Origin of the sequence: Mesorhizobium sp. M7A.F.Ca.MR.245.00.0.0 (assembly GCF_003997415.1) — a bacterium.
In the GTDB taxonomy this organism is placed as follows: Bacteria; Pseudomonadota; Alphaproteobacteria; order Rhizobiales; family Rhizobiaceae; genus Mesorhizobium.
This window is the reverse complement of sequence record NZ_RZTE01000026.1, coordinates 1-22,267: the sequence shown is the minus strand read 5'-3', so window position 1 is coordinate 22,267 and position 22,267 is coordinate 1. Positions and strand designations below refer to the sequence as shown.

Annotated in this window: 24 protein-coding genes, 1 pseudogene and 1 riboswitch; of the genes and pseudogenes, 12 read left to right on the top strand and 13 right to left on the bottom strand. The window is 63.1% G+C overall.

Features of this window, described 5'->3' with window-relative positions:
• Nucleotide 1 precedes the first annotated feature (1 nt).
• Both EOB80_RS23115 and gloB read right to left on the bottom strand, forming a co-directional pair.
• On the bottom strand, nt 2-430 hold the full coding sequence (locus EOB80_RS23115; protein ID WP_127329965.1) for a cupin domain-containing protein: 429 nt from the start codon (nt 428-430) through the stop codon (nt 2-4).
• A 19-nt stretch (nt 431-449) separates the two neighbouring features.
• A complete protein-coding gene (gene gloB, locus EOB80_RS23110) occupies nt 450-1,217 on the bottom strand; it encodes a hydroxyacylglutathione hydrolase (RefSeq protein ID WP_127329963.1) in 768 nt (255 codons plus the stop codon).
• 137 nt (nt 1,218-1,354) lie between these two features.
• On the opposite strand from gloB, the gene EOB80_RS23105 reads away from it, so the two are divergent.
• From EOB80_RS23105 to EOB80_RS23095, 3 genes are all read left to right on the top strand, one after another.
• Nucleotides 1,355-2,137: a methyltransferase domain-containing protein gene (locus EOB80_RS23105; protein ID WP_127318414.1), complete on the top strand. Its 783-nt coding sequence runs from the start codon at nt 1,355-1,357 to the stop codon at nt 2,135-2,137.
• Between the two features lie 132 nt (nt 2,138-2,269).
• On the top strand, nt 2,270-4,096 hold the full coding sequence (locus EOB80_RS23100) for an ABC transporter ATP-binding protein/permease (protein WP_127329961.1): 1,827 nt from the start codon (nt 2,270-2,272) through the stop codon (nt 4,094-4,096).
• A gap of 86 nt (nt 4,097-4,182) precedes the next feature.
• On the top strand, nt 4,183-4,986 hold the full coding sequence (locus EOB80_RS23095; protein ID WP_127329959.1) for a DUF1194 domain-containing protein: 804 nt from the start codon (nt 4,183-4,185) through the stop codon (nt 4,984-4,986).
• 70 nt (nt 4,987-5,056) lie between these two features.
• Here the strand turns inward: EOB80_RS23095 and EOB80_RS23090 are convergent, their stop codons facing one another.
• Together EOB80_RS23090 and EOB80_RS23085 are read right to left on the bottom strand one after the other, a co-directional pair.
• Nucleotides 5,057-5,992, bottom strand: coding sequence for a glycosyltransferase family 2 protein (locus tag EOB80_RS23090; RefSeq protein ID WP_127268374.1), 936 nt, complete (start codon nt 5,990-5,992; stop codon nt 5,057-5,059).
• A gap of 15 nt (nt 5,993-6,007) precedes the next feature.
• A complete protein-coding gene (locus EOB80_RS23085; protein WP_245466422.1) occupies nt 6,008-6,964 on the bottom strand; it encodes a glycosyltransferase in 957 nt (318 codons plus the stop codon).
• Between the two features lie 327 nt (nt 6,965-7,291).
• Here EOB80_RS23085 and EOB80_RS23080 point away from each other — a divergent pair, with 327 nt between their 5' ends.
• Complete coding sequence (locus EOB80_RS23080) at nt 7,292-7,612, top strand: DUF1330 domain-containing protein (RefSeq protein ID WP_127329955.1); 321 nt, start codon at nt 7,292-7,294, stop codon at nt 7,610-7,612.
• Between the two features lie 7 nt (nt 7,613-7,619).
• On the opposite strand, the gene metW is transcribed toward EOB80_RS23080, so the two are convergent.
• Entirely contained in the window at nt 7,620-8,237 is a 618-nt protein-coding gene (gene metW, locus EOB80_RS23075) for a methionine biosynthesis protein MetW (protein ID WP_127268377.1), read from the bottom strand.
• Nucleotides 8,234-9,403 carry a homoserine O-acetyltransferase gene (locus tag EOB80_RS23070; RefSeq protein ID WP_127271091.1) on the bottom strand — a complete coding sequence of 390 codons (1,170 nt, stop codon included), beginning with the start codon at nt 9,401-9,403 and terminating at the stop codon, nt 8,234-8,236. The genes metW and EOB80_RS23070 overlap by 4 nt, the downstream gene beginning before the upstream one ends.
• A gap of 114 nt (nt 9,404-9,517) precedes the next feature.
• A riboswitch (SAM riboswitch) is annotated at nt 9,518-9,595 on the bottom strand.
• Nucleotides 9,596-9,730: 135 nt separating this feature from the next.
• On the opposite strand from EOB80_RS23070, the gene hisC reads away from it, so the two are divergent.
• Complete coding sequence (gene hisC, locus EOB80_RS23065) at nt 9,731-10,849, top strand: histidinol-phosphate transaminase (RefSeq protein WP_127329953.1); 1,119 nt, start codon at nt 9,731-9,733, stop codon at nt 10,847-10,849.
• Nucleotides 10,846-11,781 carry a prephenate/arogenate dehydrogenase family protein gene (locus EOB80_RS23060; RefSeq protein WP_206516833.1) on the top strand — a complete coding sequence of 312 codons (936 nt, stop codon included), beginning with the start codon at nt 10,846-10,848 and terminating at the stop codon, nt 11,779-11,781. The genes hisC and EOB80_RS23060 overlap by 4 nt, the downstream gene beginning before the upstream one ends.
• An 88-nt stretch (nt 11,782-11,869) precedes the next feature.
• Here the strand turns inward: EOB80_RS23060 and EOB80_RS23055 are convergent, their stop codons facing one another.
• Nucleotides 11,870-12,793, bottom strand: a complete 924-nt coding sequence (locus EOB80_RS23055; RefSeq protein ID WP_127329949.1) for a sugar kinase — start codon at nt 12,791-12,793, stop codon at nt 11,870-11,872.
• 7 nt (nt 12,794-12,800) lie between these two features.
• Nucleotides 12,801-13,799 carry a DUF2125 domain-containing protein gene (locus EOB80_RS23050; protein ID WP_127329947.1) on the bottom strand — a complete coding sequence of 333 codons (999 nt, stop codon included), beginning with the start codon at nt 13,797-13,799 and terminating at the stop codon, nt 12,801-12,803.
• Nucleotides 13,800-13,941: 142 nt separating this feature from the next.
• Between EOB80_RS23050 and EOB80_RS23045 the strand changes: the two genes are divergently transcribed.
• The 3 genes from EOB80_RS23045 to EOB80_RS23035 all read left to right on the top strand — a co-directional run bounded on the left by EOB80_RS23045 (nt 13,942) and on the right by EOB80_RS23035 (nt 16,245).
• Nucleotides 13,942-14,463, top strand: coding sequence for a gamma-glutamylcyclotransferase (locus tag EOB80_RS23045; RefSeq protein WP_127268943.1), 522 nt, complete (start codon nt 13,942-13,944; stop codon nt 14,461-14,463).
• Nucleotides 14,464-14,582: 119 nt separating this feature from the next.
• Nucleotides 14,583-15,530, top strand: coding sequence for an aldo/keto reductase (locus tag EOB80_RS23040; RefSeq protein ID WP_127329945.1), 948 nt, complete (start codon nt 14,583-14,585; stop codon nt 15,528-15,530).
• Nucleotides 15,531-15,618: 88 nt separating this feature from the next.
• Nucleotides 15,619-16,245 (top strand): LysE family translocator, encoded by a 627-nt coding sequence (locus EOB80_RS23035; RefSeq protein ID WP_127329943.1) that lies wholly within the window; start codon nt 15,619-15,621, stop codon nt 16,243-16,245.
• A 25-nt stretch (nt 16,246-16,270) separates the two neighbouring features.
• On the opposite strand, the gene EOB80_RS23030 is transcribed toward EOB80_RS23035, so the two are convergent.
• Complete coding sequence (locus EOB80_RS23030; protein ID WP_127329941.1) at nt 16,271-17,071, bottom strand: 1-acyl-sn-glycerol-3-phosphate acyltransferase; 801 nt, start codon at nt 17,069-17,071, stop codon at nt 16,271-16,273.
• A 124-nt stretch (nt 17,072-17,195) separates the two neighbouring features.
• Nucleotides 17,196-18,098 (bottom strand): LysR family transcriptional regulator, encoded by a 903-nt coding sequence (locus EOB80_RS23025; RefSeq protein WP_127329939.1) that lies wholly within the window; start codon nt 18,096-18,098, stop codon nt 17,196-17,198.
• Between the two features lie 117 nt (nt 18,099-18,215).
• Between EOB80_RS23025 and EOB80_RS23020 the strand changes: the two genes are divergently transcribed.
• Nucleotides 18,216-18,686, top strand: coding sequence for a DUF1348 family protein (locus EOB80_RS23020; RefSeq protein WP_127329937.1), 471 nt, complete (start codon nt 18,216-18,218; stop codon nt 18,684-18,686).
• A gap of 24 nt (nt 18,687-18,710) precedes the next feature.
• A complete protein-coding gene (locus EOB80_RS23015; protein ID WP_127329935.1) occupies nt 18,711-19,343 on the top strand; it encodes a pyridoxamine 5'-phosphate oxidase family protein in 633 nt (210 codons plus the stop codon).
• Here the strand turns inward: EOB80_RS23015 and EOB80_RS23010 are convergent, their stop codons facing one another.
• The 3 genes from EOB80_RS23010 to ftsE all read right to left on the bottom strand — a co-directional run bounded on the left by EOB80_RS23010 (nt 19,344) and on the right by ftsE (nt 21,850).
• Complete coding sequence (locus EOB80_RS23010; protein ID WP_127329933.1) at nt 19,344-20,069, bottom strand: YdcF family protein; 726 nt, start codon at nt 20,067-20,069, stop codon at nt 19,344-19,346.
• Between the two features lie 133 nt (nt 20,070-20,202).
• Nucleotides 20,203-21,198: an ABC transporter permease gene (locus tag EOB80_RS23005; RefSeq protein WP_027038121.1), complete on the bottom strand. Its 996-nt coding sequence runs from the start codon at nt 21,196-21,198 to the stop codon at nt 20,203-20,205.
• Nucleotides 21,191-21,850: a cell division ATP-binding protein FtsE gene (ftsE, locus tag EOB80_RS23000; RefSeq protein ID WP_010911739.1), complete on the bottom strand. Its 660-nt coding sequence runs from the start codon at nt 21,848-21,850 to the stop codon at nt 21,191-21,193. The genes EOB80_RS23005 and ftsE overlap by 8 nt, the downstream gene beginning before the upstream one ends.
• Before the next feature lie 192 nt (nt 21,851-22,042).
• On the opposite strand from ftsE, the pseudogene EOB80_RS22995 reads away from it, so the two are divergent.
• Nucleotides 22,043-22,267: pseudogene (locus tag EOB80_RS22995) on the top strand (hypothetical protein); the annotation flags it as partial.

Below are 22,267 nucleotides of genomic sequence, written 5' to 3'. Positions count from 1 at the left end.
GTTAGGGTTGTTTCGGCTGCCAGCCGGGTTCGGCCAGCTCAAAGGCGGCAAACTCGAAGCCCGGCGCGACGGTGCAGCCGACCAGCGTCCATTCGCCCAGGCTGCGCGCCGACTGCCACCAGCCTGCCGGCACGACGATCTGAGGCCGCTCACCGGCTGCGAGATCGATGCCGAGGACTTGCTCTACAAGGGCGCTGCCTTCTTCCCACATCGAGAGCGCCAGCGGTGCGCCGGCATGGAAATGCCAGACCTCGGCGGCATCCTTGACCCGGTGCCAGGCCGAAACCTGATGCTCCCCAAGCAGGAAATAGATGGCAGTCGAATGGCCGCGCGCGCCGCCGGTGCCATCGCGAAAGGTCTCGGCATACCAGCCGCCTTCCGGATGCGGCTTAAGGCCGAGCGTCGCGATAATTTCTGCGGAGCTGGTCATGGCGACGATACCACCGGGCCTAGAAATTGTCCTTGCGCTTGCGGATTTCGGCAAAGACCTCGGCGTCCGAAGCTTTCTCCAGCCCCAGATGCTTGCGGATCGCCGGATCGTGCCAGCGCAGGAAGGGATTGGTCGACAGCTCCTCGCCGATCGTCGTCGGCAGCGTCGGCTTGTTGTCGGCGCGCAGCTTTTCGATCCTGGCGGCGCGTTCCTTCAATGCCGAATTGGTCGGGTCGACGGTCAGCGCGAAACGGGCGTTGGAGAGCGTATACTCGTGACCGCAATAGATGGCCGTTTCAGCCGGAAGTGCAGCCAGCTTCTTCAGCGATTCATACATCACCGGCGGCTTGCATTCGAACAGCCGTCCGCAACCCAGCGCAAACAGCGTGTCGGCGGTGAACGCCACACCCGAAGCCGGCAAATAGTAGGAAACGTGGCCGGCGGTGTGGCCGGGCGTGGCGATGACTTCGATCTTTTCATCGCCAAGATGGAGAACCGAGCCGTCTTCGACGGTCTCGTCGATGCCGGGGATCTTGGCCTTTTCCGCTTCCGGGCCGACGATGCGCAGCTTGAAGCGCTCCTTCAGCGCCAGATTGGCCTCGACGTGATCCATGTGATGATGCGTGGTCAGGATCGTCGTCGGCGTCCAGCCAGTGCGCTTTATCGCGGCCAGGATAGGCGCTTCCTCGGGCGTGTCGATGATCGCGGTCTGGCCGCTTTTGGGATCATGCACCAGCACGCCGAAATTGTCGCTGCGGCACATGAACTGTTCGATTTCGACCGGCATCGCATCTCTCCGTTTATGGCCGCAGACATAGGGCGCCGGCGCGTGGATGTCATCCCGGATGTCGAATGACATCTCGGAATGTCGGGTCGTCGCGGCCTTTTGTTGAAACCCGCTGATATCACGGCTACATCCCTGCCATGCATTCCGACATCGTCGATCTTCGCTCCTTCTATTCGACAACACTCGGCCGTTTCGCCGAGCGTTCGATCACCATGGCGTTGTCGTCGATATGGGCAGCGGTACCCAACGAGCGGCTGGTTGGTCTGGGTTACACCTTGCCCTGGCTGGAGCGGTTCGGCACCGATGCCGAGCGGGTCTTTGCCTTCATGCCGGCAACGCAAGGCGCGGTGGTGTGGCCGGCGACAGGGCCGACGGCGACGGCACTGGTCTTCGACGAGGAACTGCCGCTGGTCGATTCCTGCATCGACCGCATGCTGCTCGTCCATTCGCTCGAACATGTCGAGAACCCGCGTGAGACGCTGAACGAGATCTGGCGCGTGCTGTCGCCGGCTGGCCGGGTGGTCATCGTCGTGCCCAACCGGCGCGGTGTCTGGGCGCGCTTCGAGCACACCCCATTCGGCAATGGCCGGCCCTTTTCGCGCGGCCAGCTCACCGAATTGCTGCGCGAGGCCAATTTTACGCCCGCCGCCTGGTCCGATGCGCTGTTCTTTCCGCCGTCGAAGCGCCGTTTCATGATGCGCTTCCACAATGTGCTGGAGCGCGCCGGCCGGCGGCTGTGGCCGATCTTTTCCGGCGTCATCGTCGTCGAGGCGCAGAAACGGCTCTATCAAGGCGTGCCCGTCGTCCAGCGCGCCTCGCGCCGCGTCTTCGTGCCGGTGCTGTCGCCGCATGGCGCCACCCGGCTTGGCCGTCACAAAGCCGATGCCAAGCCCTCGGCTGCGCGAGTGACGGCTTCGTGATCACGGCAGGCGTGCCTGACGTCGTTTTCCTGCCTATCTGTCGCAAGCGGACCGACAGCCCATCCGGCAGCCCATACGAACGCCTGTCAAGTTTCTCCATCCGGTTTCAGCACTGACGCAAGGACCTCGGCCATGGCTGATCAACCGGACAATGCCGCCGCCGTTCATCCGGTTGCCGTGGCGGTCGAAGCCAGCAGCCTGCGCGACCAGGTGGCGACGATCCGGCGGGCGCTGGCGGGATCGCCGGTTCGCAAATGGTTGCTGTGGACATCGGTCGGCATCATGGCCGTGATCATCGCAACGTCGATCGGCCAGGTTCTGCTCAATCGCTGGAACCAGCCTTTCTACGATGCGCTTGCGCGCCGCGACATGGCGGCCTTCCTGCACCAGCTCCTCGTCTTCGCGATGATCGCCGGCGGGCTGCTGGTGCTCAATATCGGCCAGACCTGGCTCAACCAGATGATCAGGCTCAAACTGCGCGAGGCGCTGACGCTGGATTTGATCGATCAGTGGATGCGGCCGGTGCGCGCCTTCCGGTTGGCCAATGCCGGCGCCATCGGCGTCAATCCCGACCAGCGCATGCAGCAGGACGCCGCGCATCTGTCCGACCTGTCAACCGATCTCGGCGTCGGGCTGCTGCAGTCGTGCATCCTGCTCATGTCCTTCGTCGGGGTGCTGTGGGAGCTGTCCTCGGGCTTCGTGTTCCACATCGGCGGGACCTCGCTGGCCATACCGGGCTACATGGTCTGGGCCGCTATCCTTTACGCCGGCATCGCCTCCTGGCTGAGCTGGCTGGTCGGGCGCCCGCTCATCCGCCTGAACAGCGACCGCTATACACGCGAAGCCGAGCTGCGCTCCTCGATGGTGCGCGTCAACGAGAATGTCGATGCCATCGCGTTGTATCATGGCGAGGCCGACGCAAGGCGGCGGCTCGAACTCGATCTCGGCACGGTGCTGGGTGCCATGCGGCGCATCTACACCGCCCAGATCAACCTGTCCTGGGTGACCGACACCTATGGCTGGATCACCGTCGTGGCGCCCATACTGGTCGCTTCGCCAGTCTATTTCTCAGGTGATATCAGCTTTGGCGGGCTGATGATGGCGGTCGGCGCCTTTAACCAGGTCCACTCTTCCTTGCGCTGGTTCATCAACAACATCGGCAGCATTGCCGATTGGCGCGCCACGCTGATGCGCGTGGCCGATTTCCGCATCGCGCTCGATGAAACCGATGCGTTGCATGACACGGAAAAGCGCATTGCCTTCGGCCAAAACGTCAATGGCAGCCTGACTTTCGAGAAGCTCGAAGTGACCTCGCCGGAGGGTTGCACCAGACTCGCCGATCCGCATGTCGAAATCCGCCCCGGCGAGCGCGTCATGATCACCGGCGACCCCGGTGCGGGCAAGACGCTGTTCTTTCGTGCCATTGCCGGCCTGTGGCCATGGGGAAGCGGCCGGATCGGCCTGCCGTCGGGAGAAACCCCCATATTCGTGCCGCGCGTGCCTTATTTTCCGGTCGGCACGTTGCGCGAAGTCCTCGATCACCCGAACGGGCCCGCGCCGGCGAACGATGCCGACATTTCGGCGGTGCTGGCCGAGGTCGGTCTGGGACGGCTGTCCTCATCGCTCGACCGTGCCGGGCGTTGGGACCATGAGTTGGGCGATGACGAACAACGCTCGCTGGCCTTCGCCAGGCTCGCGTTGCGGCAACCGAAATGGGTGATCATCGACGAGGCGCTGGATGCGTTCGACGGCCCATCGCTAAGACGCGTGCTGTCGATGCTCGAGAAGCGTTTGCCGGGGACAGCGATCCTCAACATCGGGCGCGGCCAGCACAACAACCACTTCTTCCCGCGCGCGTTGACGATCGTCAAGGATTCCGGTGCGCCAGCCCTGAAGCCCGCCCGCGTCAGGGCCGGCGCGATAGAACCGCCGCCAGTCGCCGCCCGCCGCAAGAAATGAGCTGATATCCGGGCGAGGGAAGCAAAGCTTTATTTTGCCGCGATCGCGAAGGAAGCTCCTCGGGAGAAACAATCCTGGCGACGGCCATGCTTGATGCTCTGCGCCTGCTTGCCTGTCTTGCCTGCGCCCAGGCTGCTCCCGCCGCCTCGCCGCGGGATGCGCTCGCCGTCGACGTCGAGCTGGTGCTGGCGGTCGACATCTCGCTGTCGATGGACGAGAAGGAGTTCGCCCTGCAGCGGTCCGGTTATGTCGAGGCGCTGCGGCATCCCGACTTCATCAAGGCTGTCCGCGCTGGCGCCACGGGCCGCATAGCGCTGACCTATTTCGAATGGGCCGGCACGGTCCGCGACGACGCGGTCATCGGCTGGCAGATCATCGATAGTGCCGAGAGCGCGAACAGCTTTGCCGACAAGGTCGCGGCTCGTCCGTTCCGCAGCTTTCGCGGCACTTCGATTTCCGGCGCGCTGGCCTTCGGCACCGAGCTTTTCGACCGCACGTCTTTCCATGGCGAACGCAGCGTCATCGATATTTCGGGCGACGGACCGAACAATATCGGGCCGCCGGTCACCGCGACGCGTGATGCGGCGACTGCCAAAGGCATCGTCGTCAACGGCCTGCCGATCCTGATCAGCCCGTCGCCCACCTTCAGCCATCTCGACCAGTATTATGCGCAGTGCGTGATCGGCGGACCCGGTTCCTTCGTGCTGCCTATCTATGCCGCCGCCGAGTTTTCGACAGCCATCCGGCGCAAGCTGCTCCTGGAAGTGAGCGGCATTCAGGACGAGGTGAGAAGCATCCCCATCGACGCGGCGACGCCGATAGACTGCCTACAAGGCGAACGAGACAGGCGGTTTCTATCGGATCCGTATTTTCCCGAACTTGACCGTTGAGCTCTCGACAGAGGGGTTAACGCGATCCGGAGGGAAAACCGTTCCACAATTTCCCGGAATCCCTCTCGGTTTAAGCGGGCCGGGCACCAAATTGATTGCGAAACTCGTTGGAGAGATCGCGGCGCCAGCGCCGGCCATGGACATAGCCTTGCATCAATTCCGGCAGCGAATAGCCAAGCGTTTTGGATGAACGGTTGGCCATGTAGCCCTGAAATGCCTCCGGTATCCTGCCTCGCAGGATGTCGGCGATGAGCTGCCGCGAGATCATGTAAGGCGGAATGTGCGGGTAGGCATGGGCAATATGCGGATGTTTGCCCATCAGGTTCGCATAGGCCTCGACATAGCCGTCACGGCGGCCGGAAATCGAGTTCTCCGAATTGTATTTCGTCCAGTCCAGATCCCTGGACAACTGCGCACCGAAGCGCCGGGCAAGGCGCAGCAGCAATTCGCGATCCTGCATGCGGGTGATGTCGCTGTCGTAGCCGCCGATGGCCAGCAAGGCTTCGCGGCGAGCCGTGATCGCAGAGCCGGCAATGAAGATGGTCTGCCCAACCAGCGTCCGCTCCAGCATTGCGGGGCTAACGAACGCCTCGGGGTTGACGCAGTTTGTGATGCGATTGCCTTTCAGGGACACGAACGAACTGATCAGCACTTGCAGTGCAGGATTTTCCTCGAACCAGGTCAGGGTTCGTTCAAGCCGGTGCGGCATGTAGATGTCGTCGGAATCGAGGAACGTCACCAACGGTGCCCGCGCGCGCTCGATGCCGGCATTCCTGGCTGCGTTGGCGCCTCGCCATTTCGCCCCGACATAGATCAGCCGCGGGTCTTGGATACGGGCCAGCGCCGCTTCGGTTCCATCGGTCGAACCATCGTCGACGACAATGTGCTCAAGCCTCGACATGCTCTGGGAGAGTACGCTTTCCACGGCGCGCAACACCGTTTCGCGTCGGTTGTGGGTCGGCGTAATGACCGTGATGAGAGGTGTCGGTTCGATGGTTTTGCCCATTTTGACCATAGTGCTTCAGCTATGTCCCACGTAGAGGGGCACGTTTTCAACCTCGTCCCGAACCAGCCCAAGGGCCATGGCCGCTTGTGCACAAAAAACCAGCGCGCAAAAGGCCAATCCGACGATCAGTGCAAACGGGATCTGCCATGCCGGCATTCCGAGCCGAGTTGCATGCGTCAGAATACGCCCACCCACTTTCCAGGATGTCGAAAACCAACGTCTTGTCGCCTTCAGCACTCGCGCGGCTTGGGATGGCGATGCCAGTGCCACATATTTCCGGTCCGCATCGCGCCCAGTGACCAGGGCACGCCAAAAGAAAAAGCGCCAACCGCGCGGAGGATAATGGCTGGCCCGGGCATCGACTCTGACAAAATCATGCCCGCTTGCTCGTAACTGGCTGGCGAGCAACGTGCAAGAAACCTTGAATCCATTGCTGGCCGGAAAGGGATGGCCGGCTAACCAGCTTCTGCGGAAGGCGCAATTGTTGGCGTTCATCGCGCGCTTGGAGGCAAAGCGTCTATCACCATCACGCAGCGGGAAGAACCACAGAAGCGCAAAGGTTCGCGAAGCGAAATCGTCACAGCCGAGATAGGTGTAACCGTTCACGGCGATCGTCTTCGGATCCTGGAGCGGTTTGAGAAGTGCCGACAGCCAGCCGTCTTCGATCACTGTATCGGAATCGCAGAAAATGACGATGTCGCCCTTGGCCAACGCGGCGCCTGCGTTCTTGACCTCATAGTACCGGCCGCCTGTGCAGGCGCTGAAGACCGTATTTGCTGCCATGCCAAGTTGCGGAACAATTTCGGTGAGACGATGCCGGAGAATCGGTGTGTCGGTATCTGGTCCGCTGTGAACGACGATGACCTCCGGTTTCAGGTATTGACCGGTTGTCGTCACGGCTTCTATTTCCCGTGCCAAGGCGCTGAACGAAACGCCGATCTCATCTTCATTGATGGACTTGGCGTTTTCCATTTCGACAACGATCGAATAGGTCAGGTTCCCCGCTCCGTGCTTCGCTCGGCATCGCGTCCGGCATGACGCTACGAAAAACATGCTCCCGTGTCATCATCTGGTTGCAGAGTTCAATCCGTCCGCAACCCCGAATTCGCAACCTTGCGTCTCAACGGCAACACCCTGAGGGCCGGAGACTGGAAACCGCCTCAGGATCGCGCAGGCCGATTCGTCTTGATCGCCTCATGTCATTCTTATTACTTTTGGGGTAATCGAATTCTGTCACGACCCTTGGCAATCTGTGCCTGTGGAGCCGGCAATCGGCTTCGATTGAAAGGGAGTGCACTTATGACCGCTTACGCCGTCGCCCATATGCGCCAAGCCACGATGGGCCCGCAGATCGTCGAATACCTGCACAAGATCGATGCCACGCTGGAACCTTTCGGCGGCCGTTTTCTGGTCCATGGCGGCGATGTCGAGGTGATCGAGAACAACTGGCCGGGCCATCTGATCATCATCGAATTTCCCGACAGGCAGCATGTGCATGGCTGGTACAATTCGCCCGCCTACCAGGCGATTCTGGCGCTGCGCACGGACAATTCGGAGGCCGACGTGGTGTTTGCCGACGGCGTCCAACATCCGCACAAAGCCACGGACATCCTCGAATAGCTTGCGGCTACTGCCGTTTCAGCAAGAACACTGCCTGCTGGCCGAAGAAGTTCCAGAACCACCACGGCATCGACAGGCCGATCTTCTGGCCGTTGGCGTCGAGAGCGGTTGCCTTCTCGACGGTCGCGCCGAGCTCGTCGCAAAGATTGACGAAGTCGCGGATGGTGCAGAAGTGGATGTTGGGCGTGTCGTACCAGGAATAGGGCAGGTCCTTGGTCACCGGCATGCGGCCGTTGACGAACAGTGACAGACGCACACGCCAATGGCCGAAATTGGGGAAGGAGACGATGGCGCGATTGCCGATCCTGAGCAGTTCGTCGAGCACCAGCTTCGGGTTGCGGGTGGCCTGCAGCGTCTGCGAGAGGACGACGAAGTCAAAGCCCTTGTCGGGATAGAATTCGAGATCCTTGTCGGCATCGCCCTGGATGACCGAGAGGCCGCGCGCCACGCATTCGTTGACGCCGCGCTGCGACAGCTCGAGCCCACGGCCGTCGACCTGCTTGCTGTCCTGCAGCAATTCGAGCAGCGAGCCGTCGCCCGAGCCGACATCGAGCACGCGCGACTGCGGTGGGATGAGGTTGGCGACGACTTCAAGGTCGACGCGCTGGTCGCGGTTGACGCTCATAGGCCCAGCCCTCTCGCCCTGGCGGCCGAGCCGATGAAGCCGTTGATGGCGGCAAACAGTTCCGGCTCGTCGAGCAGGAATGCGTCGTGGCCGCGGTCGGTCTCGATCTCGACGAAGGATACCGATGCTCCGGCGGCGTTGAGCGCATGCACGATCGAGCGGCTCTCCTCGGTCGGAAAAAGCCAGTCCGAGGTGAACGACACCAGGCAGAAGCGGGTTTTCGTGCCGGCGAAAGCATCGGCCAGCCGGCCGCCATGGTCGGCGGCAAGGTCGAAATAGTCCATCGACCGCGTCATGTAGAGGTAGGAATTGGCGTCGAAGCGATCGACGAAGGTCATGCCCTGGTGGCGCAGATAGCTTTCGATCTGGAAGTCGGCGTCAAAGCCGAAGGTCAGCGCTTCGCGATCCTGCAGATTGCGGCCGAACTTGCGGTGCAGGGCGGCTTCCGACAGGTAAGTGATGTGGGCGGCCATGCGTGCTACCGCCAGGCCCTTTTCCGGGCGTTTGCCGTGCTCGAAATATTTGCCGCCATGCCAGTCCGGATCGGCCATGACAGCCTGGCGGCCAACCTCATGAAAGGCGATGTTCTGCGAGGAATGGCGCGCGCCGGTGGCGATCGGCAGCGCCGAGAAGACGCGCTCCGGATAGCTCGACGCCCATTCCAGCACCTGCATGCCGCCCATCGAGCCGCCGAGCACGCAAAACAGTTTCTCGATGCCGAAATGGTCGATCAGCATCTGCTGCGCCCGCACCATGTCGCGAATGGTGATAATGGGCAGGTCAAGCCCGTAGGGCTTGCCGGTGGCGGGATTGGTCGAGGCCGGACCGGTGGACCCAAGGCAACCGCCGATGACGTTGGAGCAGATGACGAAGAAGCGATTGGTGTCGATGATCTTGCCGGGGCCGATCAGCACTTCCCACCAGCCAGGCTTGCCGGTCACCGGATTGGTGCTGGCGACGTGCTGGTCTCCGGTCAGTGCATGGCAGACGAGGATGGCGTTGGAGCGGGCATCGTTCAGCGTGCCGTAGGTCTGGTAGGCGATCTGGAACGGTGACAGCAGCGTGCCGGCGTCCAGCTTGAGCGGCTTGTCGGATCCAAAACGCAAAACCGGGCTCGACGGTTGGTCGACCTCGTTGTTGGTTTTGCGGGCACGCAGAACGGCCATGACATCCATCTCACACTTTGAGCCCACGCATCGCGCTTGTCGAAAGTCGATGCCGATACGGGTGTCCGGCCGGGGCGGACAACAAAAAACCGGCATTGCGGTCGCAAAGCCGGTTACAGGATGCAAACGGCCCTTTAGCAAGTTGTTTAACGTGGCTGCAAGCCGACCGGCCAAATCACCACGGAAGTCGCACCCCTTCTAGGGCTGTGGCGCGCCGTCGTCAACGGCCAGCCCTGGGCGATGGCTGTCGCCTCTCGACATTGCAGGCCACGGCTTGTATTTCCGCTGCGGCTTCCCTCAGGAAGCGTTCTCGACGGATTTTGCGACATGAGCCAGACACCGGACCAGGCACGTCCAACCCCGCGTGCGGGCATCATGGACATCGACGCCTATGTGCCGGGCAAGAGCACGGCGCCCGCCGGCGTCGCCAAGGTCCACAAGCTGTCATCAAACGAGAATCCGCTAGGGCCCTCGCCGAAAGCGATCGAAGCCGCGCGCGAGATTGCCGGCAAGCTCGACATCTATCCCGACGGCACCGCCAGGCGGCTGCGCGAAGCGATCGCCGAGGTGCATGGCCTCAACCCTCAGAACATCATCTGTTCCAACGGTTCCGACGAGATTCTCGGCCTGCTGGCGCAGACCTATCTGGCGCCCGGCGACGAGGCCGTCATCACCGAACACGCCTTCATGGTCTACAAGATCTACATCCAGTCGGCGGGTGCCGTTCCGGTGACGATCAAGGAAAGAGACGAGCGCGCCGACATCGACGCCATCCTGGCCGCGGTCACGCCGCGCACCAAGATCGTGTTCCTCGCCAATCCCAACAACCCGACCGGCACCTATGTGCCGTTCCAGGAGGTTCGCCGGCTGCATGCCGCGCTGCCGAAGAACGTGCTTCTGGTGCTCGACGCGGCCTATGCCGAATATGTCCGCCGCAACGACTATGAGGCCGGCATCGAGCTGGTCGGCAGCACCGAGAACGTGGTGATGACCCGTACCTTCTCCAAGATCGGCCTCGGTGGCGCGCGGATCGGCTGGATGTATGCGCCGATGCATATCGTCGACGCCATCAACCGCGTGCGCGGTCCCTTCAACGTCAATGCGACGGCGATCGAGGCCGGTATCGCAGCCATCCGCGACCGCGCCCATGTCGAGCGCAGCGTGGCGCACAACGAGACCTGGCTTGCCTGGTTGAGCGAGGAATTCACAAAGCTCGGGCTGCGGGTAACGCCGAGCGTCGGCAATTTCGTCCTCATTCATTTTCCCGATGACCAGAAGCATTCGGCGGCGGCGGCGGACGACTATCTGACGGCGCGCGGCTATATATTGCGGCGCGTTTCGGGCTATGGCTTTCCCAACGCGTTGCGCATGACCGTCGGCACCGAAGAGGCCAATCGCGGCGTTGTCGCCGCTCTCACGACATTCCTGAAAAGCTATAGACCATGACATCACCGATGTTTGAAAAGATCGCGCTGGTCGGCATCGGCCTGATCGGCTCGTCGCTGGCCCGCGTCATCCGCCGCGAGGGGCTGGCCCGTCACGTGGCCATATCAACGCGCAGTGCGGCGACGCTGGCGCGAGCCGAGGAGCTTGGGCTGGGCGATAGCTATACCACCGATGCGAGAGAAGCTGTCCGCGATGCCGACCTGGTCATCATTTCGGTGCCGGTAGGCTCATCCGGCGCGGTGGCCGAGGAAATCGCGCCGGCGCTGAAGCCGGGTGTGATCCTCACCGATGTCGGCTCGACCAAGGCGTCTGTCATCGCGCAGATGCAGCCTTATGTGCCTGAAGGTGTCCATTTCATTCCCGGCCATCCGCTGGCGGGCACGGAAAAATCCGGCCCCGACGCCGGTTTCGCCGACCTGTTCGACAATCGCTGGTGCATCTTCACGCCGCTGCCCGACACCGACCCGGACGCGCTGGAGAGGCTGTCGGAGTTCTGGCGCCGCTGCGGCGCCAACATCGACACGATGGACCCGCAGCATCACGACATGACGCTGGCCATCGTCTCGCATTTGCCGCACATCATCGCCTACAACATCGTCGGCACCGCCGATGATCTGCAGTCGGTGACCAAGTCCGAAGTGATCAAATATTCGGCTTCCGGCTTCCGCGACTTCACCCGCCTTGCCGCCTCGGACCCGACCATGTGGCGGGATGTCTGCCTGCACAACAAGGACGCCATCCTCGAAATGCTGGCGCGGTTCTCGGAAGACCTGGCGTCGCTGCAACGCGCGATCCGCTGGGGCGATGGCGAAAAGCTCTTCGACCTGTTCACCCGGACGCGGGCTGTGCGTCGCTCGATCATCGAGGCCGGCCAGGACATCGACGTGCCCGATTTCGGTCGCCAGGCCGTCGAGCATCCCGCGAAGGGCTAGAGCAATTCCAGGAAAAGTGTGAGGCGTTTTTCCCGGGAAAAGCGCCAGCGCTTTCCCTTGGGAATTGCGTCAGAACAAAGCGTCGGTTTCAGGCTGGCCAGGTCTGCGCAACCATGGCCAGCGTCTCGGCCCTATCCGGCGCGCCCAGCCTGCCGCCGAAGCGCAGGCATTTGAGCGCCGCGGCCGCACTGGCAAAGCGCAAAGCCTGCTCGACGGGCATGGCTTCCGCCAACCCGACGGCGAAGGCGCCGTGGAAGACATCGCCGGCGGCGAGCGTATCCACTGCCTTGATCCTCGGCGCCGCGACATGGCGCACACAGCCTGCGCGACGGTCGTGCCACCAACAGCCCGCCGCGCCGCCGGTTACCGCGACAAAGGCGTCGGTGCGGCTGGCGAGATCGGCGCAAGCCGTTTCCGGATCGAGCGCCTGGCCGCAGACGATGCGCGCCGCCGTTTCCGAAGCGACGATGTGCGTGGCGAGCGGCAACAGCTGTTCCAGGACCGGCAACGGTGCGGTGTCGGCATCGAGGATCGCCGGACGCCCAACGGCGCGTGCCGCCTTGAGTGCCAACGCTGCCGCGCCCGGCCAGCGGACATCGACCAGCACGGCGTCGAATGCCGTGAGGTCGGCGACCGGCAAGACTTCGGGATCGGCCTGGGCCAGCCTGTCATAGAACGGCACGATGATGCGCTCGCCATGCGCGTCGACCAGGATCGAGGCCAGCGCCGAGCGGGCGCCTCTGACGCGGCGCACAAAGGTGCAATCGACGCCTTCGGCCTCGATGCCGGCGATGAGCTGGTCGGCGACGGCATCGTCACCCGCACTCGCCCACAGCGATACCTCGGCACCCAGGCGATGCGCGGCGCAGGCAGCACTGGTGGCCATGCCCGAGGCGATCTGGACGCCGTCGGAGGCAATGAACTTGCCTTGATGCACAGGCAGTGTCTCGACGCGCAGGATGGTGTCCAGCGTCAAGGCGCCAACGCTCAGCAGCTTCACGGGTTTTGCCATGGTTGAGCTATTCGACCGGCTTGATCTTGCCCAGCGGAATGAAGCCGAGCGAGGCCTTGCCCCTGACCACCTTCAGCGGCATCGACGGTTCGTTGCCGAGCACCGCCAGGGCAGAAAAACCCTGCTCGATCTGGCTTTTCTGCTCGGGTATGGCGGCGCCGAGGATGGCCGCCACCGCCTTCGGGTCCTTCAGCCTGATCATCAGGTCGGCGTTGACCAGGCCCTCGGCATCGACCGAGAGCGGTCCCGAAACGGTAATGCGCGCCGTGCCCGACGACAGGTCAAGGTTGCGGATTTCGATCGTCTGGCCACGAAGGCTCTTCACCTGCGTGCCGATCAGTGCGACGCCGTTCTTCAATGTCACATCGCCGCTGGCATCGAGCGCCGGAAGCACGCGCCCTCCAATTGCGTCGGGGTCGATCTCGAGATCGCCGAAACTGCCGAGATAGTCGATATCCTCGCCGTTGGGCTGCAGCTGACCCGATGCCTTGCCGGCGCTAAACAGTTGCACCGGATCGGTGTCGTCGGCCGGATCGGTCTGGCCGGACAGGCCCTCCGCCTCCAGCGAGATCCGCTGCGGCAGCGGCCACCACAATTTGAAATTGGCCTGCAGATTGTCCCAGTCGATCCACAGCGGCACCATGTCCGGAACGGCGGTCCTGAGCGGGCCGCGCAGATTGGCAACCGGCGACAGAGGCTGGATGATCTGGGCGGCCGCGTTGAAACTGCCGACTGAAGCCGCAATGTTCTTGGCATCGTCCTCATAGGCGAGGTTGTCGCAGGAGACGGTAAAGCTCAAGGGATAGCCGCTGACCTGGAGATTGGCACAGCCGGCCTCGACGCCATTCTTGTTGAGCGTGGCAACCGCCTTGTCGGCCTCGCTCCTGACGCGGTCGGCCAGATAAAACCAGCCGCCGCTGTAAAGGGCGAACAGCACGACGATGAACGCTGCAAGCCAGAACAGGCGGCGACGGTTACTTGGCTGGCGTTCGTCACTTGACGTCATGCTTTGGCTCTCGTTAACGCATGGGTGTTGCGGACGGGTGGTCGATTCCGCCAGGCAGACAGACGAATAGTTAGACGGGACGGGCGGAAAAAACACCGGTCCGGGTGCGGTGTTGGCATCTTTTGCAATCAGGCGCGGCGATATGGGCGATTTTTGGGTGTTTGGCTATGGCTCGCTGATCTGGCGGCCGGGATTCGCGCATGTCGAGACACAGCGTGCCCGCCTGCATGGCTATCGGCGCTCGCTCTGCGTCTATTCCTTCGTGCATCGCGGAACGCGCGAGCGGCCGGGGCTGGTGCTCGGCCTCGACCGTGGCGGGTCCTGCGTCGGCCTCGCATTCCGCGTCCCCGGCGACTTGCGCGACGAGGTCATGGCCTATCTTCGCGAGCGCGAACTGGTCACCAATGTCTATCTGGAGCGCATGCTCAAGATTCGCCTCGACGGGGGCGGTACGGTCGACGCGGTGGTCTACATCGTCGACCGCCAGCACGAGCAATATGCCGGAGCGCTCGACGCGGCGGATGCAGCGGCCGTGGTGCGCGGCGCGGTCGGCCAGTCCGGCAACAACGAGGACTATGTGCTGAGCACGCTTGAGCATCTCGAGGCACTGGGCATAAGCGACCACTGGCTGGAGGATGTCGCCAGCCAGGTCGCGCCTTTGTGAAGCTGGCTCTGCGGAAAAAGGCGGCCAGGCCTTTGACCTCGTTCAGGCAAGACCTAGGTTAGGCTCCGACCCTCAGCCCGCGGCGCCCTTTGCTCGCCCAATCATCCCGGAGATCCGCCTTGCAGAAACGTCGTCTCGGTCGCACCGACCTGTCCATCGCGCCGCTGGTTCTGGGCGGCAATGTCTTCGGCTGGACCGCCGACGAGAAAACCTCGTTCGACCTGCTCGACCGCTTCGTCGGCGCCGGCCTCAACGCCATCGATACGGCGGATGCCTATTCGCGCTGGGTTCCCGGCCACAAGGGCGGTGAATCGGAAACCATCATCGGCAAATGGATGAAAGACCGTGGCAATCGCGACAAGGTCGTGGTGATCACGAAGGTCGGTTCGGATATGGGGCAGGGGCACAAGGACCTGTCCGCCGCATACATCGAAAAGGCCGTCGACGCATCGCTGAAGCGGCTGCAGACCGAAGTCATCGACCTCTATCTGTCGCACTGGCCGGACCCTGCAACCCCTTACGAAGAAACGCTTGGCGCCTACGAGAAGCTGCTCGCCAAGGGCAAAATCCGCTATGCTGGCTGTTCGAATCTCGACGCCGGCCAGTTGCGTGCCGCACTCGATGTGGCGAGCTTGCGCAGTCTGCCGCGCTACGAGGTGCTGCAGCCGGAATACAATCTCTACGATCGCTCGTCCTTCGATGGGCCGTTGCGCGATCTATGCGTGGCCGAGGACATCGGCGTCATCACCTATTTCAGCCTGGCCAAGGGTTTCCTCAGCGGCAAATACCGCAGCGAAGCCGACCTCGGTCAAAGCCCGCGTGGCGGCGGGGTGAAGGACTATCTCAATGCGCGCGGCATGCGCATCCTTGCGGCACTCGACGCGGTTTCATCAAGGCATTCGGCCAAGCAGGCGGAAGTCGCGCTTGCCTGGGTTATCGCTCGGCCGGGCGTCACCGCGCCGATCGCCAGCGCCACCAAGCCTGAACAGATGGACAGCTTGATCAGGGCGGCGTCGCTGAAACTGACCGCCGCCGACATGACCGAACTCGATAGAGCGAGCGGCTGAAGCTTCAGGCGCGACGCCTCGCACGAACGTCCAAGACGCCACTCTGGTCCTGCCATACCGTCTCTTCGCGAGGCAGGACAGAGGAGAGATGACTGAGCCGCTTCTTTCGCAGCCGGATCTTTGGGGGCAACTTCTCGCGCTGATGCTTGCCGCCCTGGTGATCATGGGCAGCCCGGGTCCGGCAACGATAAGCGTTACCGCCGTTGGGGCCGCCTTCGGTTTGCGCCACTCGCTGGGCTATGCCTGGGGAATCATCCTGGGCACGATCGCCGTGCTTCTGGTTGTCGCGACCGGGGTCATGGCGGTGCTTACCTCGATGCCGAAGCTGGCGCCGTTGCTGGCTTTCGCCTCGGCGGCCTACATCCTCTATCTCGCCTTCAAGATCGCCACGGCGCCGCCCATGGCAGCACGCGCCGCCGAGGCTTCGTGTCCAACATGGCTGGCTGGTTTCTTTCTCGCGGTCGCCAATCCGAAGGCCTATGTGGCAATCGCCGCCGTGTTCGCCGGTGTTTCGCCCAAACAGGGTAACACTGAGCTTGGTCTATGGCTGAAGCTGACGATTCTCGCCGTCATGATCGTTGCCATCCACGCCGTGTGGCTTGTCTTGGGAGTGGCATTCGCGCGCTTCCTGCGCCGGCCGGCGGCCTCGCGGATCGTCAACCTGGTCTTTGCCGCGACGCTGGTGTTGACCACCGCGCTGGCCGTGTTCGGCTGAGAACTGCCGGTAGGAGACTTCCGGTTCAGGCTTTGTGTCTTGCGGCGTTGTCCAGCTCTTGCAGTCTTTTCACCGCTGTCGGCGGCAAGGCAGGCGGGTTTGGGCCGCGCGCGGCATCAATCAGGAACTGGTCGCAGGCAGCCTCGGTCTCGCCGATCAGCCGGGCCATGAATTCGTCCTTGCTCAGTCCCGGTGGGATCGGCGGCAGGAACCGCGCCTTGATGGTGCCGGGGTAGCGCAGGAATTTGCGGCGCGGCCAATAGAGGCCGGCGACATGGGCAACCGGCACTACTGGTACGCCAAGCTGCGTATAGATTTCGACGATGCCGTATTTGTAGGCGGGTTCGTCGCCCGGCGCGCGTCTTGTCCCTTCGGGGTAGATGATGAGTTGGCGAGGATTGCGCGCCATCTCCGCCTTGGTCGCGGCGACCACGGCCTTCAGCGCTTTCGAACGGCTGCCGCGATGAACCGGAATCATGCGCATCTTCATGATGTACCAGCCGAAGAACGGGATCCAGGTGAGCTCACGCTTCAGGATGTAGAGCGGGTCCTGAAGGAAGGGGAAGAAGGCGATCGCGTCCCAGAACGACTGGTGCTTTGGTGCCAGGATGAAGGAGCCTTGGGGCAGGTTTTCCCGGCCGGTGATCTCGTTCTTCGTCCCGGCGATCTTGTCGTAAAGCCACATCGAGGTGCGCGACCAGAATTTCGGTACGAACCAGGCGCGGTGCCGGGGCGACAGGAAATAGTAGGGGGTCCAGAGGATCATCTGGACGATCAAGTTGACGTAAAACACGAAATTGAACGTCAGCGATCTGATGTAGAGCATTTGGGGGGAGCCCGGTGAGGAGGTGAGCGTTGGTTACACCAAGCGCGGGAAAAAAGGAAATGGCCGCAGGGCGCTTTGGTTGGCAACGAAGAACGGTCGCCAACGGGAGATTGGCCTGGTTCCGCTACATCAGCTGTGCCAGCCGCTCCTTCAGGCGCGGGGCGGCAAAATCGAGGAATGCGCGCAGCTTGACCGGCAGCAGGCCGTGGCCCGCATGCACCAGGCTTACAGGCCATGGCGCCGGCTCGAACTCCTGCAGCAGGATGCGCAGCGTGCCGGACCGCAGCGCGGCTTCGATCTGGTAGGAAAGCACGCGTGTCAGCCCGACGCCGGCAATCGCCGCATCGATGGCCGCTTCGGCGGTGTTGACCTGAAGCCGCGAGCGGACCCGAACCGGGATTTCGGCCTTGCCCCTGATGAAGCTCCAACTGGCGGCGGAGGCAAGTCCCTCGAAGGTGATGCAATCGTGTGTTTCCAGATCCTCCGGGGCCGTTGGCGTGCCGTGTTCGGCCAGATAGGCAGGGCTGGCGCAAACGACGCGGCGGATTGCGCCGACGCCGATGGCGACCAGGCTCGAATCGGGTAACTGGCCGATGCGGATGGCGAGATCGAAATGGTCCTCGACCAGCTGGGTTATGCGGTCGGCCAATGTCAGGCGGATGTCCACGTCGGGATAGACGGCGAGAAAGCCGGTGACGACCGGCAGCACGTGCAGGCGGCCAAAGACGACCGGCGCGGTGATGGCCAGTTCGCCGGTCGGAGCACTGTATTCGCCGGCTGCCGTGCGTTCGGCCTCGCCGACGTCGTCGAGGATGCGGCGGCAGGCGGCAAGATAGGTCTGGCCGGCATCGGTCGGTGTTAGCCGTCGCGTCGAGCGGTTCAAGAGGCGTGTGTTCAGATGGCGCTCGAGATCGGAAATCTTGCGGCTGACCGTCGCCAGCGGAATGCCGAAACGGCGGCTGGCTGCTGAAAGGCTGCCGGCCTCCACCGCGGCGACAAAGAGCGACATGGCTTCGAGACGATCCATAGCTTCTTCCGGAAAATGGAAGGACAGGTTGCGAATATGTCATCTCCATTTGAATGATGGAAGGCTCTATATTGTGTCTGTCGGCCTGCCCGCAGCATGGCCCACAAAGGAGTTGCCATGTCCGAAGCCCGCCCGCCGCTGCCGCCGTTTACCGCCGAGACATCAGCACAGAAGGCGCGCATGGCCGAGGATGCCTGGAATTCACGCGATCCGGCGCGGGTTGCGCTCGCCTATACCAAGGACAGCCGCTGGCGCAACCGCGCCGAATTCCTGCAAGGCCGCGACGCCATCCAGGCCTTCCTGACGCGCAAATGGAGTCGCGAGCTCGACTACCGGCTGATCAAGGAGGTCTGGGCCTTCCACGGCAACCGCATCGCCGTGCGTTTCGCTTACGAATGGCGCGACGACAGCGGTTCATGGTTCCGCAGCTACGGCAACGAGAACTGGGAATTCGATGAACACGGGCTGATGCGCCTGCGCATCGCCAGCATCAACGACCTGCCGATCAGCGAGGCCGATCGTAAGTATCACTGGCCGCTCGGCCGGCGACCGGACGACCACCCGACGCTGTCGGAGCTCGGACTTTAGCATCTTGCCGTAAGGAAGCTTTCAATGAACGCGCATGCTTTCACCAGCGACGTCGCCTTCACGCCGACCGTCAAGGCGATCCAGGCCCGCAAGGGCTCACGTCAGTCCTATGCCCGCGTCGAGGAGCGTGGCGGCTGGCAGGCCGGCATCACCCCGGACCTTGCCGCCTTCATCGAAATGCAGACCAGCGTCTTCCTGTCGACCGCCAACGGCGAGGGGCAGCCCTATGTCCAGCATCGCGGCGGGCCGGCCGGCTTCCTCAAGGTGCTGGACGAACATACGATCGGCTTCGCAGATTTTTCCGGCAACCGGCAGTTCATCACGCAGGGCAATCTGGCCGACAATCCAAGGGCATTCCTGTTCCTGATCGACTATATGCACCGCCAGCGCATCAAGATCTGGGGCACGGCGCGGGTCGTCGAGAGTGACGCCGAACTGATGGCGAAACTGATGCCGCAAGACTACAAGGCGCGCCCCGAGCAGGTCATCCTGTTCACCGTCTCGGCCTGGGATGCCAATTGCCCGCAGCATATTCCGCAACGGTTCGAGGCGGCCGACGTGGCGGAGGCACTCGGCGAGCGGGACAAGCGGATCGAGCGCCTTGAACAGGAGATCGCACGGCTCAGGGGAAATACGGGCGCGGCCGCAGCGGAATAATCAGCCGCCGGCCGCTGTTTCGGCCAGCGCTATGCCATTGGGCGTCGGCTTGACCGGCACGATGCCCCGCGCCAGCGCCAGCAAATATTTGTTGTATTCGGTGAACAGCACGCGCAATGCCCGCGGCTTGGTCAGCCAGCCGCCATTGTCGAGGTTGGAATTGACCACCGGATAGGGCTCGAGCTTGGCGCCATGCAGCAGCCTGCCCATTTCCAGCAGGCTGCGCGGCATATGATAATTGTTGGTGACAAGGATCACCGTGCCATAGGCGTGGCTCTCGACCCATTTGGCGCTTTCTTCCGCATTGCCGATCGTATCGAGCGCGGCGCGGTCGATGTCGACGCAGCAGGAGAACAGCTTCTTGTCGCCGCCGGTCGCCGCCTGCAACTGGCGGCGGCTGGCCGAGGGATGGACGCCGCTGATCAGCAGCCGCTCGCCCTTGCCGGACGCCAGCAGATCCATCGCCGCATCGAGGCGGGACTGACCGCCGGTCAGCACGATGATCGCGTCCGCCTTGGCCGGATTGGCAGGCGTGGTCAGGTGACTGACCTTATTGGCGAACCAGCCGAAGCCGCCGGCAAACAATGTAGTGAGGATGAGGACAGAGAGAGCGGACAGGCGCAACGCGGCTCTTAGACGGCTCACAGTGGAGCGGCCATGCGAACGGGCAACCACCACTGGCATCTGTCCAGCCGTACCGGTCGAATCCCGCGCGTCCATCGCCATATGGTTAATCCTGAAATGCGGCTTTGGGTAGGTAAAAGACGCACTTTGCGTTACGTGAATTCTCCATCCGTGATCACCCTGTCCTGTCTATGTCGTTGTCCCAAAACCGGTTCCCACTTTTGGGCGACATGAATTAGCCTGCATCCGGCTGGCGGACATCGATGTCGCTGAGATAGGCAACGACGGTGGCGTGGGACGTGGCAGCCGTCAGTCCGCCGATCACCAGCACCATCAACACGACACCGAGATAGCCTGCCGAACCGATGGCGAAATTGCCGAACAGGGCGGTCGCCTGGTCGGCCTGCGGCGTCGCCATATTGCGCGACGACCACCAGGAAAAGACGATGAAGACGAGCACTGCCGCGGCACCGCCAGCCGCCGCTCCCTTCATGCCGGTGACCAGGAAATGCCGGCGGAATTCGCGCGCGATGAAGCGTGCTTCGGCGCCGACGAAATGCAGCACTTCGATGATGTGACCGTTGCCGGCCATGGCGCCGCGCGTCGCGAACACCACGGTCAGCACGGTCGCCGACAGCATCAATGCCAGCACGGCAATGCCGATGGTCACCGTGGTGCGGGCCATCGCTACCAGCCGGTCGACCCAGGTGCGGTGATCGTCGAGCGATGCGCTCGGCAGTTTCGGCGTGATCGCGGCGCGCATGGCAGCGAAATCGGGCGGGCTGTTCTCGTCGATGGTGACGATGATCAGGCGCGGCACGGGTAATTCATCGATGTTGAGCCCCGAGCCCAGCCAGGGCTCAAGGAGCCTCGCGGTCGCCTCGCGGTCGATGATCCGGGTCGTCTTGACGCCAGGGAATTCCCCGGCGATCTGGGAGGCCTGGGTAAGGGCTGCTTCCATGTCGAGGCCGTCGACCGGCTTGATCTGGATGGTCGCCTCGCGCGAAATCTGGTTCTCCCAGACGGACGCTGTGTCGCGCACCAGCGTCACCGCGCCGAAAGTCAGGCAGGACAGGAAGGTCATGATGGCGATCACTAGGACCAGTGCCCGGCCGGCGATGTTCTGCGCCGGCACGATCGGCGCCATCCTGCGCTGGGCGCGGGGCTTTGCCTCGGTCGCCTCGGCGTCCTGCTCCCGTTCCACAAAATGTTCGGCGGACAGTTCAGTCATAGATGTCCAGCCTTCCGCCGGCCAGGATCATGCGGCGCGCGTCGACCTGTTCCATCAGGCCAAGGTCGTGGGTGGCGATCACCACCGCGGTGCCGAGCCGGTTGAGTTCGATGAACAGCCGCAGCAGGCGTCGCGCCAGCGGCGGATCGACATTGCCGGTCGGTTCGTCGGCGAGCAGGATTTCCGGCTGCTCGATCAGCGCCCGCGCGATCGCCGCGCGCTGCTTCTCGCCGCCGGACAGAACCGGCGGCAGCACGTGCATGCGCTCGCCCAGCCCGACCCACTTCAACAGTTCGGTGACATCGGTGCGGTAGCTCGCCTCCTCGCGCCCGCGCACGCGCAGCGGCAGCGCGACGTTCTCGTAGGTGGTCATGTGGTCGAGCAGGCGAAAATCCTGGAACACCACGCCGATGCGGCGGCGCAGATGCGGCAATTCGGTGCGCGAGATGCGCGAGCGGTCCTTGCCAAAGATGGTGATCAGCCCGCGCGTCGGCTTCAGCGACATGAACAGCAGGCGCAGCAAGGTCGTCTTGCCGGCGCCCGAAGGCCCGCTGAGGAACTGGAAGGAGCGCTCCGGGATGTGCAGGGAGATGTCGCGGAGGATTTCCGGACCCATGCCATAGCGGAGGCCGACATTTTCGAAACGAATCAATTTCGACGACCTGAATTTCGGCACGGCGGCGAGCCGGCCTGTTCTGGGTAAAGACCATCGGCCGGCATGGTTAACCGGCGGTTAATTTCTCGGCTCTTTCGGCTCGTCACGAGGGCTCCGGTGGGGAAGCGTTAACCATTTGTGTTTACGCAAAAGAAACGAAAAGCGAACACGTGCTGCAATGCTGGGGCCATGATGGCTGACGATCGAACCGCGCGCCCGGTTTCCGGCGAAATCATGACCGATCCGGCGGCAATTGCCGCAGCGGACCGGTTCATGCGTGGTTCGGCCGCCGACATCGTCGATGCCGACTACGTGGTGATGCCGCGCCTTGCGCCTGCCGTGGAGAGCGTTTCGCCGCTGCCGCGCGCGGCTGGTAGCCGCTCCGGCGGGGCCTCGGGCTTGCGCAGCATGTCC

What these genes read in the sequence shown, in the direction of transcription:
- EOB80_RS23115 (WP_127329965.1), bottom strand. Translation starts at nt 430, where the DNA reads ATGACCAGCTCCGCAGAAATTATCGCGACGCTCGGCCTTAAGCCGCAT.
- gloB (WP_127329963.1), bottom strand. Translation starts at nt 1,217, where the DNA reads ATGCCGGTCGAAATCGAACAGTTCATGTGCCGCAGCGACAATTTCGGC.
- EOB80_RS23105 (WP_127318414.1), top strand. Translation starts at nt 1,355, where the DNA reads ATGCATTCCGACATCGTCGATCTTCGCTCCTTCTATTCGACAACACTC.
- EOB80_RS23100 (WP_127329961.1), top strand. Translation starts at nt 2,270, where the DNA reads ATGGCTGATCAACCGGACAATGCCGCCGCCGTTCATCCGGTTGCCGTG.
- EOB80_RS23095 (WP_127329959.1), top strand. Translation starts at nt 4,183, where the DNA reads ATGCTTGATGCTCTGCGCCTGCTTGCCTGTCTTGCCTGCGCCCAGGCT.
- EOB80_RS23090 (WP_127268374.1), bottom strand. Translation starts at nt 5,992, where the DNA reads ATGGGCAAAACCATCGAACCGACACCTCTCATCACGGTCATTACGCCG.
- EOB80_RS23085 (WP_245466422.1), bottom strand. Translation starts at nt 6,964, where the DNA reads ATGGAAAACGCCAAGTCCATCAATGAAGATGAGATCGGCGTTTCGTTC.
- EOB80_RS23080 (WP_127329955.1), top strand. Translation starts at nt 7,292, where the DNA reads ATGACCGCTTACGCCGTCGCCCATATGCGCCAAGCCACGATGGGCCCG.
- metW (WP_127268377.1), bottom strand. Translation starts at nt 8,237, where the DNA reads ATGAGCGTCAACCGCGACCAGCGCGTCGACCTTGAAGTCGTCGCCAAC.
- EOB80_RS23070 (WP_127271091.1), bottom strand. Translation starts at nt 9,403, where the DNA reads ATGGCCGTTCTGCGTGCCCGCAAAACCAACAACGAGGTCGACCAACCG.
- hisC (WP_127329953.1), top strand. Translation starts at nt 9,731, where the DNA reads ATGAGCCAGACACCGGACCAGGCACGTCCAACCCCGCGTGCGGGCATC.
- EOB80_RS23060 (WP_206516833.1), top strand. Translation starts at nt 10,846, where the DNA reads ATGACATCACCGATGTTTGAAAAGATCGCGCTGGTCGGCATCGGCCTG.
- EOB80_RS23055 (WP_127329949.1), bottom strand. Translation starts at nt 12,793, where the DNA reads ATGGCAAAACCCGTGAAGCTGCTGAGCGTTGGCGCCTTGACGCTGGAC.
- EOB80_RS23050 (WP_127329947.1), bottom strand. Translation starts at nt 13,799, where the DNA reads ATGACGTCAAGTGACGAACGCCAGCCAAGTAACCGTCGCCGCCTGTTC.
- EOB80_RS23045 (WP_127268943.1), top strand. Translation starts at nt 13,942, where the DNA reads ATGGGCGATTTTTGGGTGTTTGGCTATGGCTCGCTGATCTGGCGGCCG.
- EOB80_RS23035 (WP_127329943.1), top strand. Translation starts at nt 15,619, where the DNA reads ATGACTGAGCCGCTTCTTTCGCAGCCGGATCTTTGGGGGCAACTTCTC.
- EOB80_RS23030 (WP_127329941.1), bottom strand. Translation starts at nt 17,071, where the DNA reads ATGCTCTACATCAGATCGCTGACGTTCAATTTCGTGTTTTACGTCAAC.
- EOB80_RS23025 (WP_127329939.1), bottom strand. Translation starts at nt 18,098, where the DNA reads ATGGATCGTCTCGAAGCCATGTCGCTCTTTGTCGCCGCGGTGGAGGCC.
- EOB80_RS23020 (WP_127329937.1), top strand. Translation starts at nt 18,216, where the DNA reads ATGTCCGAAGCCCGCCCGCCGCTGCCGCCGTTTACCGCCGAGACATCA.
- EOB80_RS23015 (WP_127329935.1), top strand. Translation starts at nt 18,711, where the DNA reads ATGAACGCGCATGCTTTCACCAGCGACGTCGCCTTCACGCCGACCGTC.
- EOB80_RS23010 (WP_127329933.1), bottom strand. Translation starts at nt 20,069, where the DNA reads ATGGCGATGGACGCGCGGGATTCGACCGGTACGGCTGGACAGATGCCA.
- EOB80_RS23005 (WP_027038121.1), bottom strand. Translation starts at nt 21,198, where the DNA reads ATGACTGAACTGTCCGCCGAACATTTTGTGGAACGGGAGCAGGACGCC.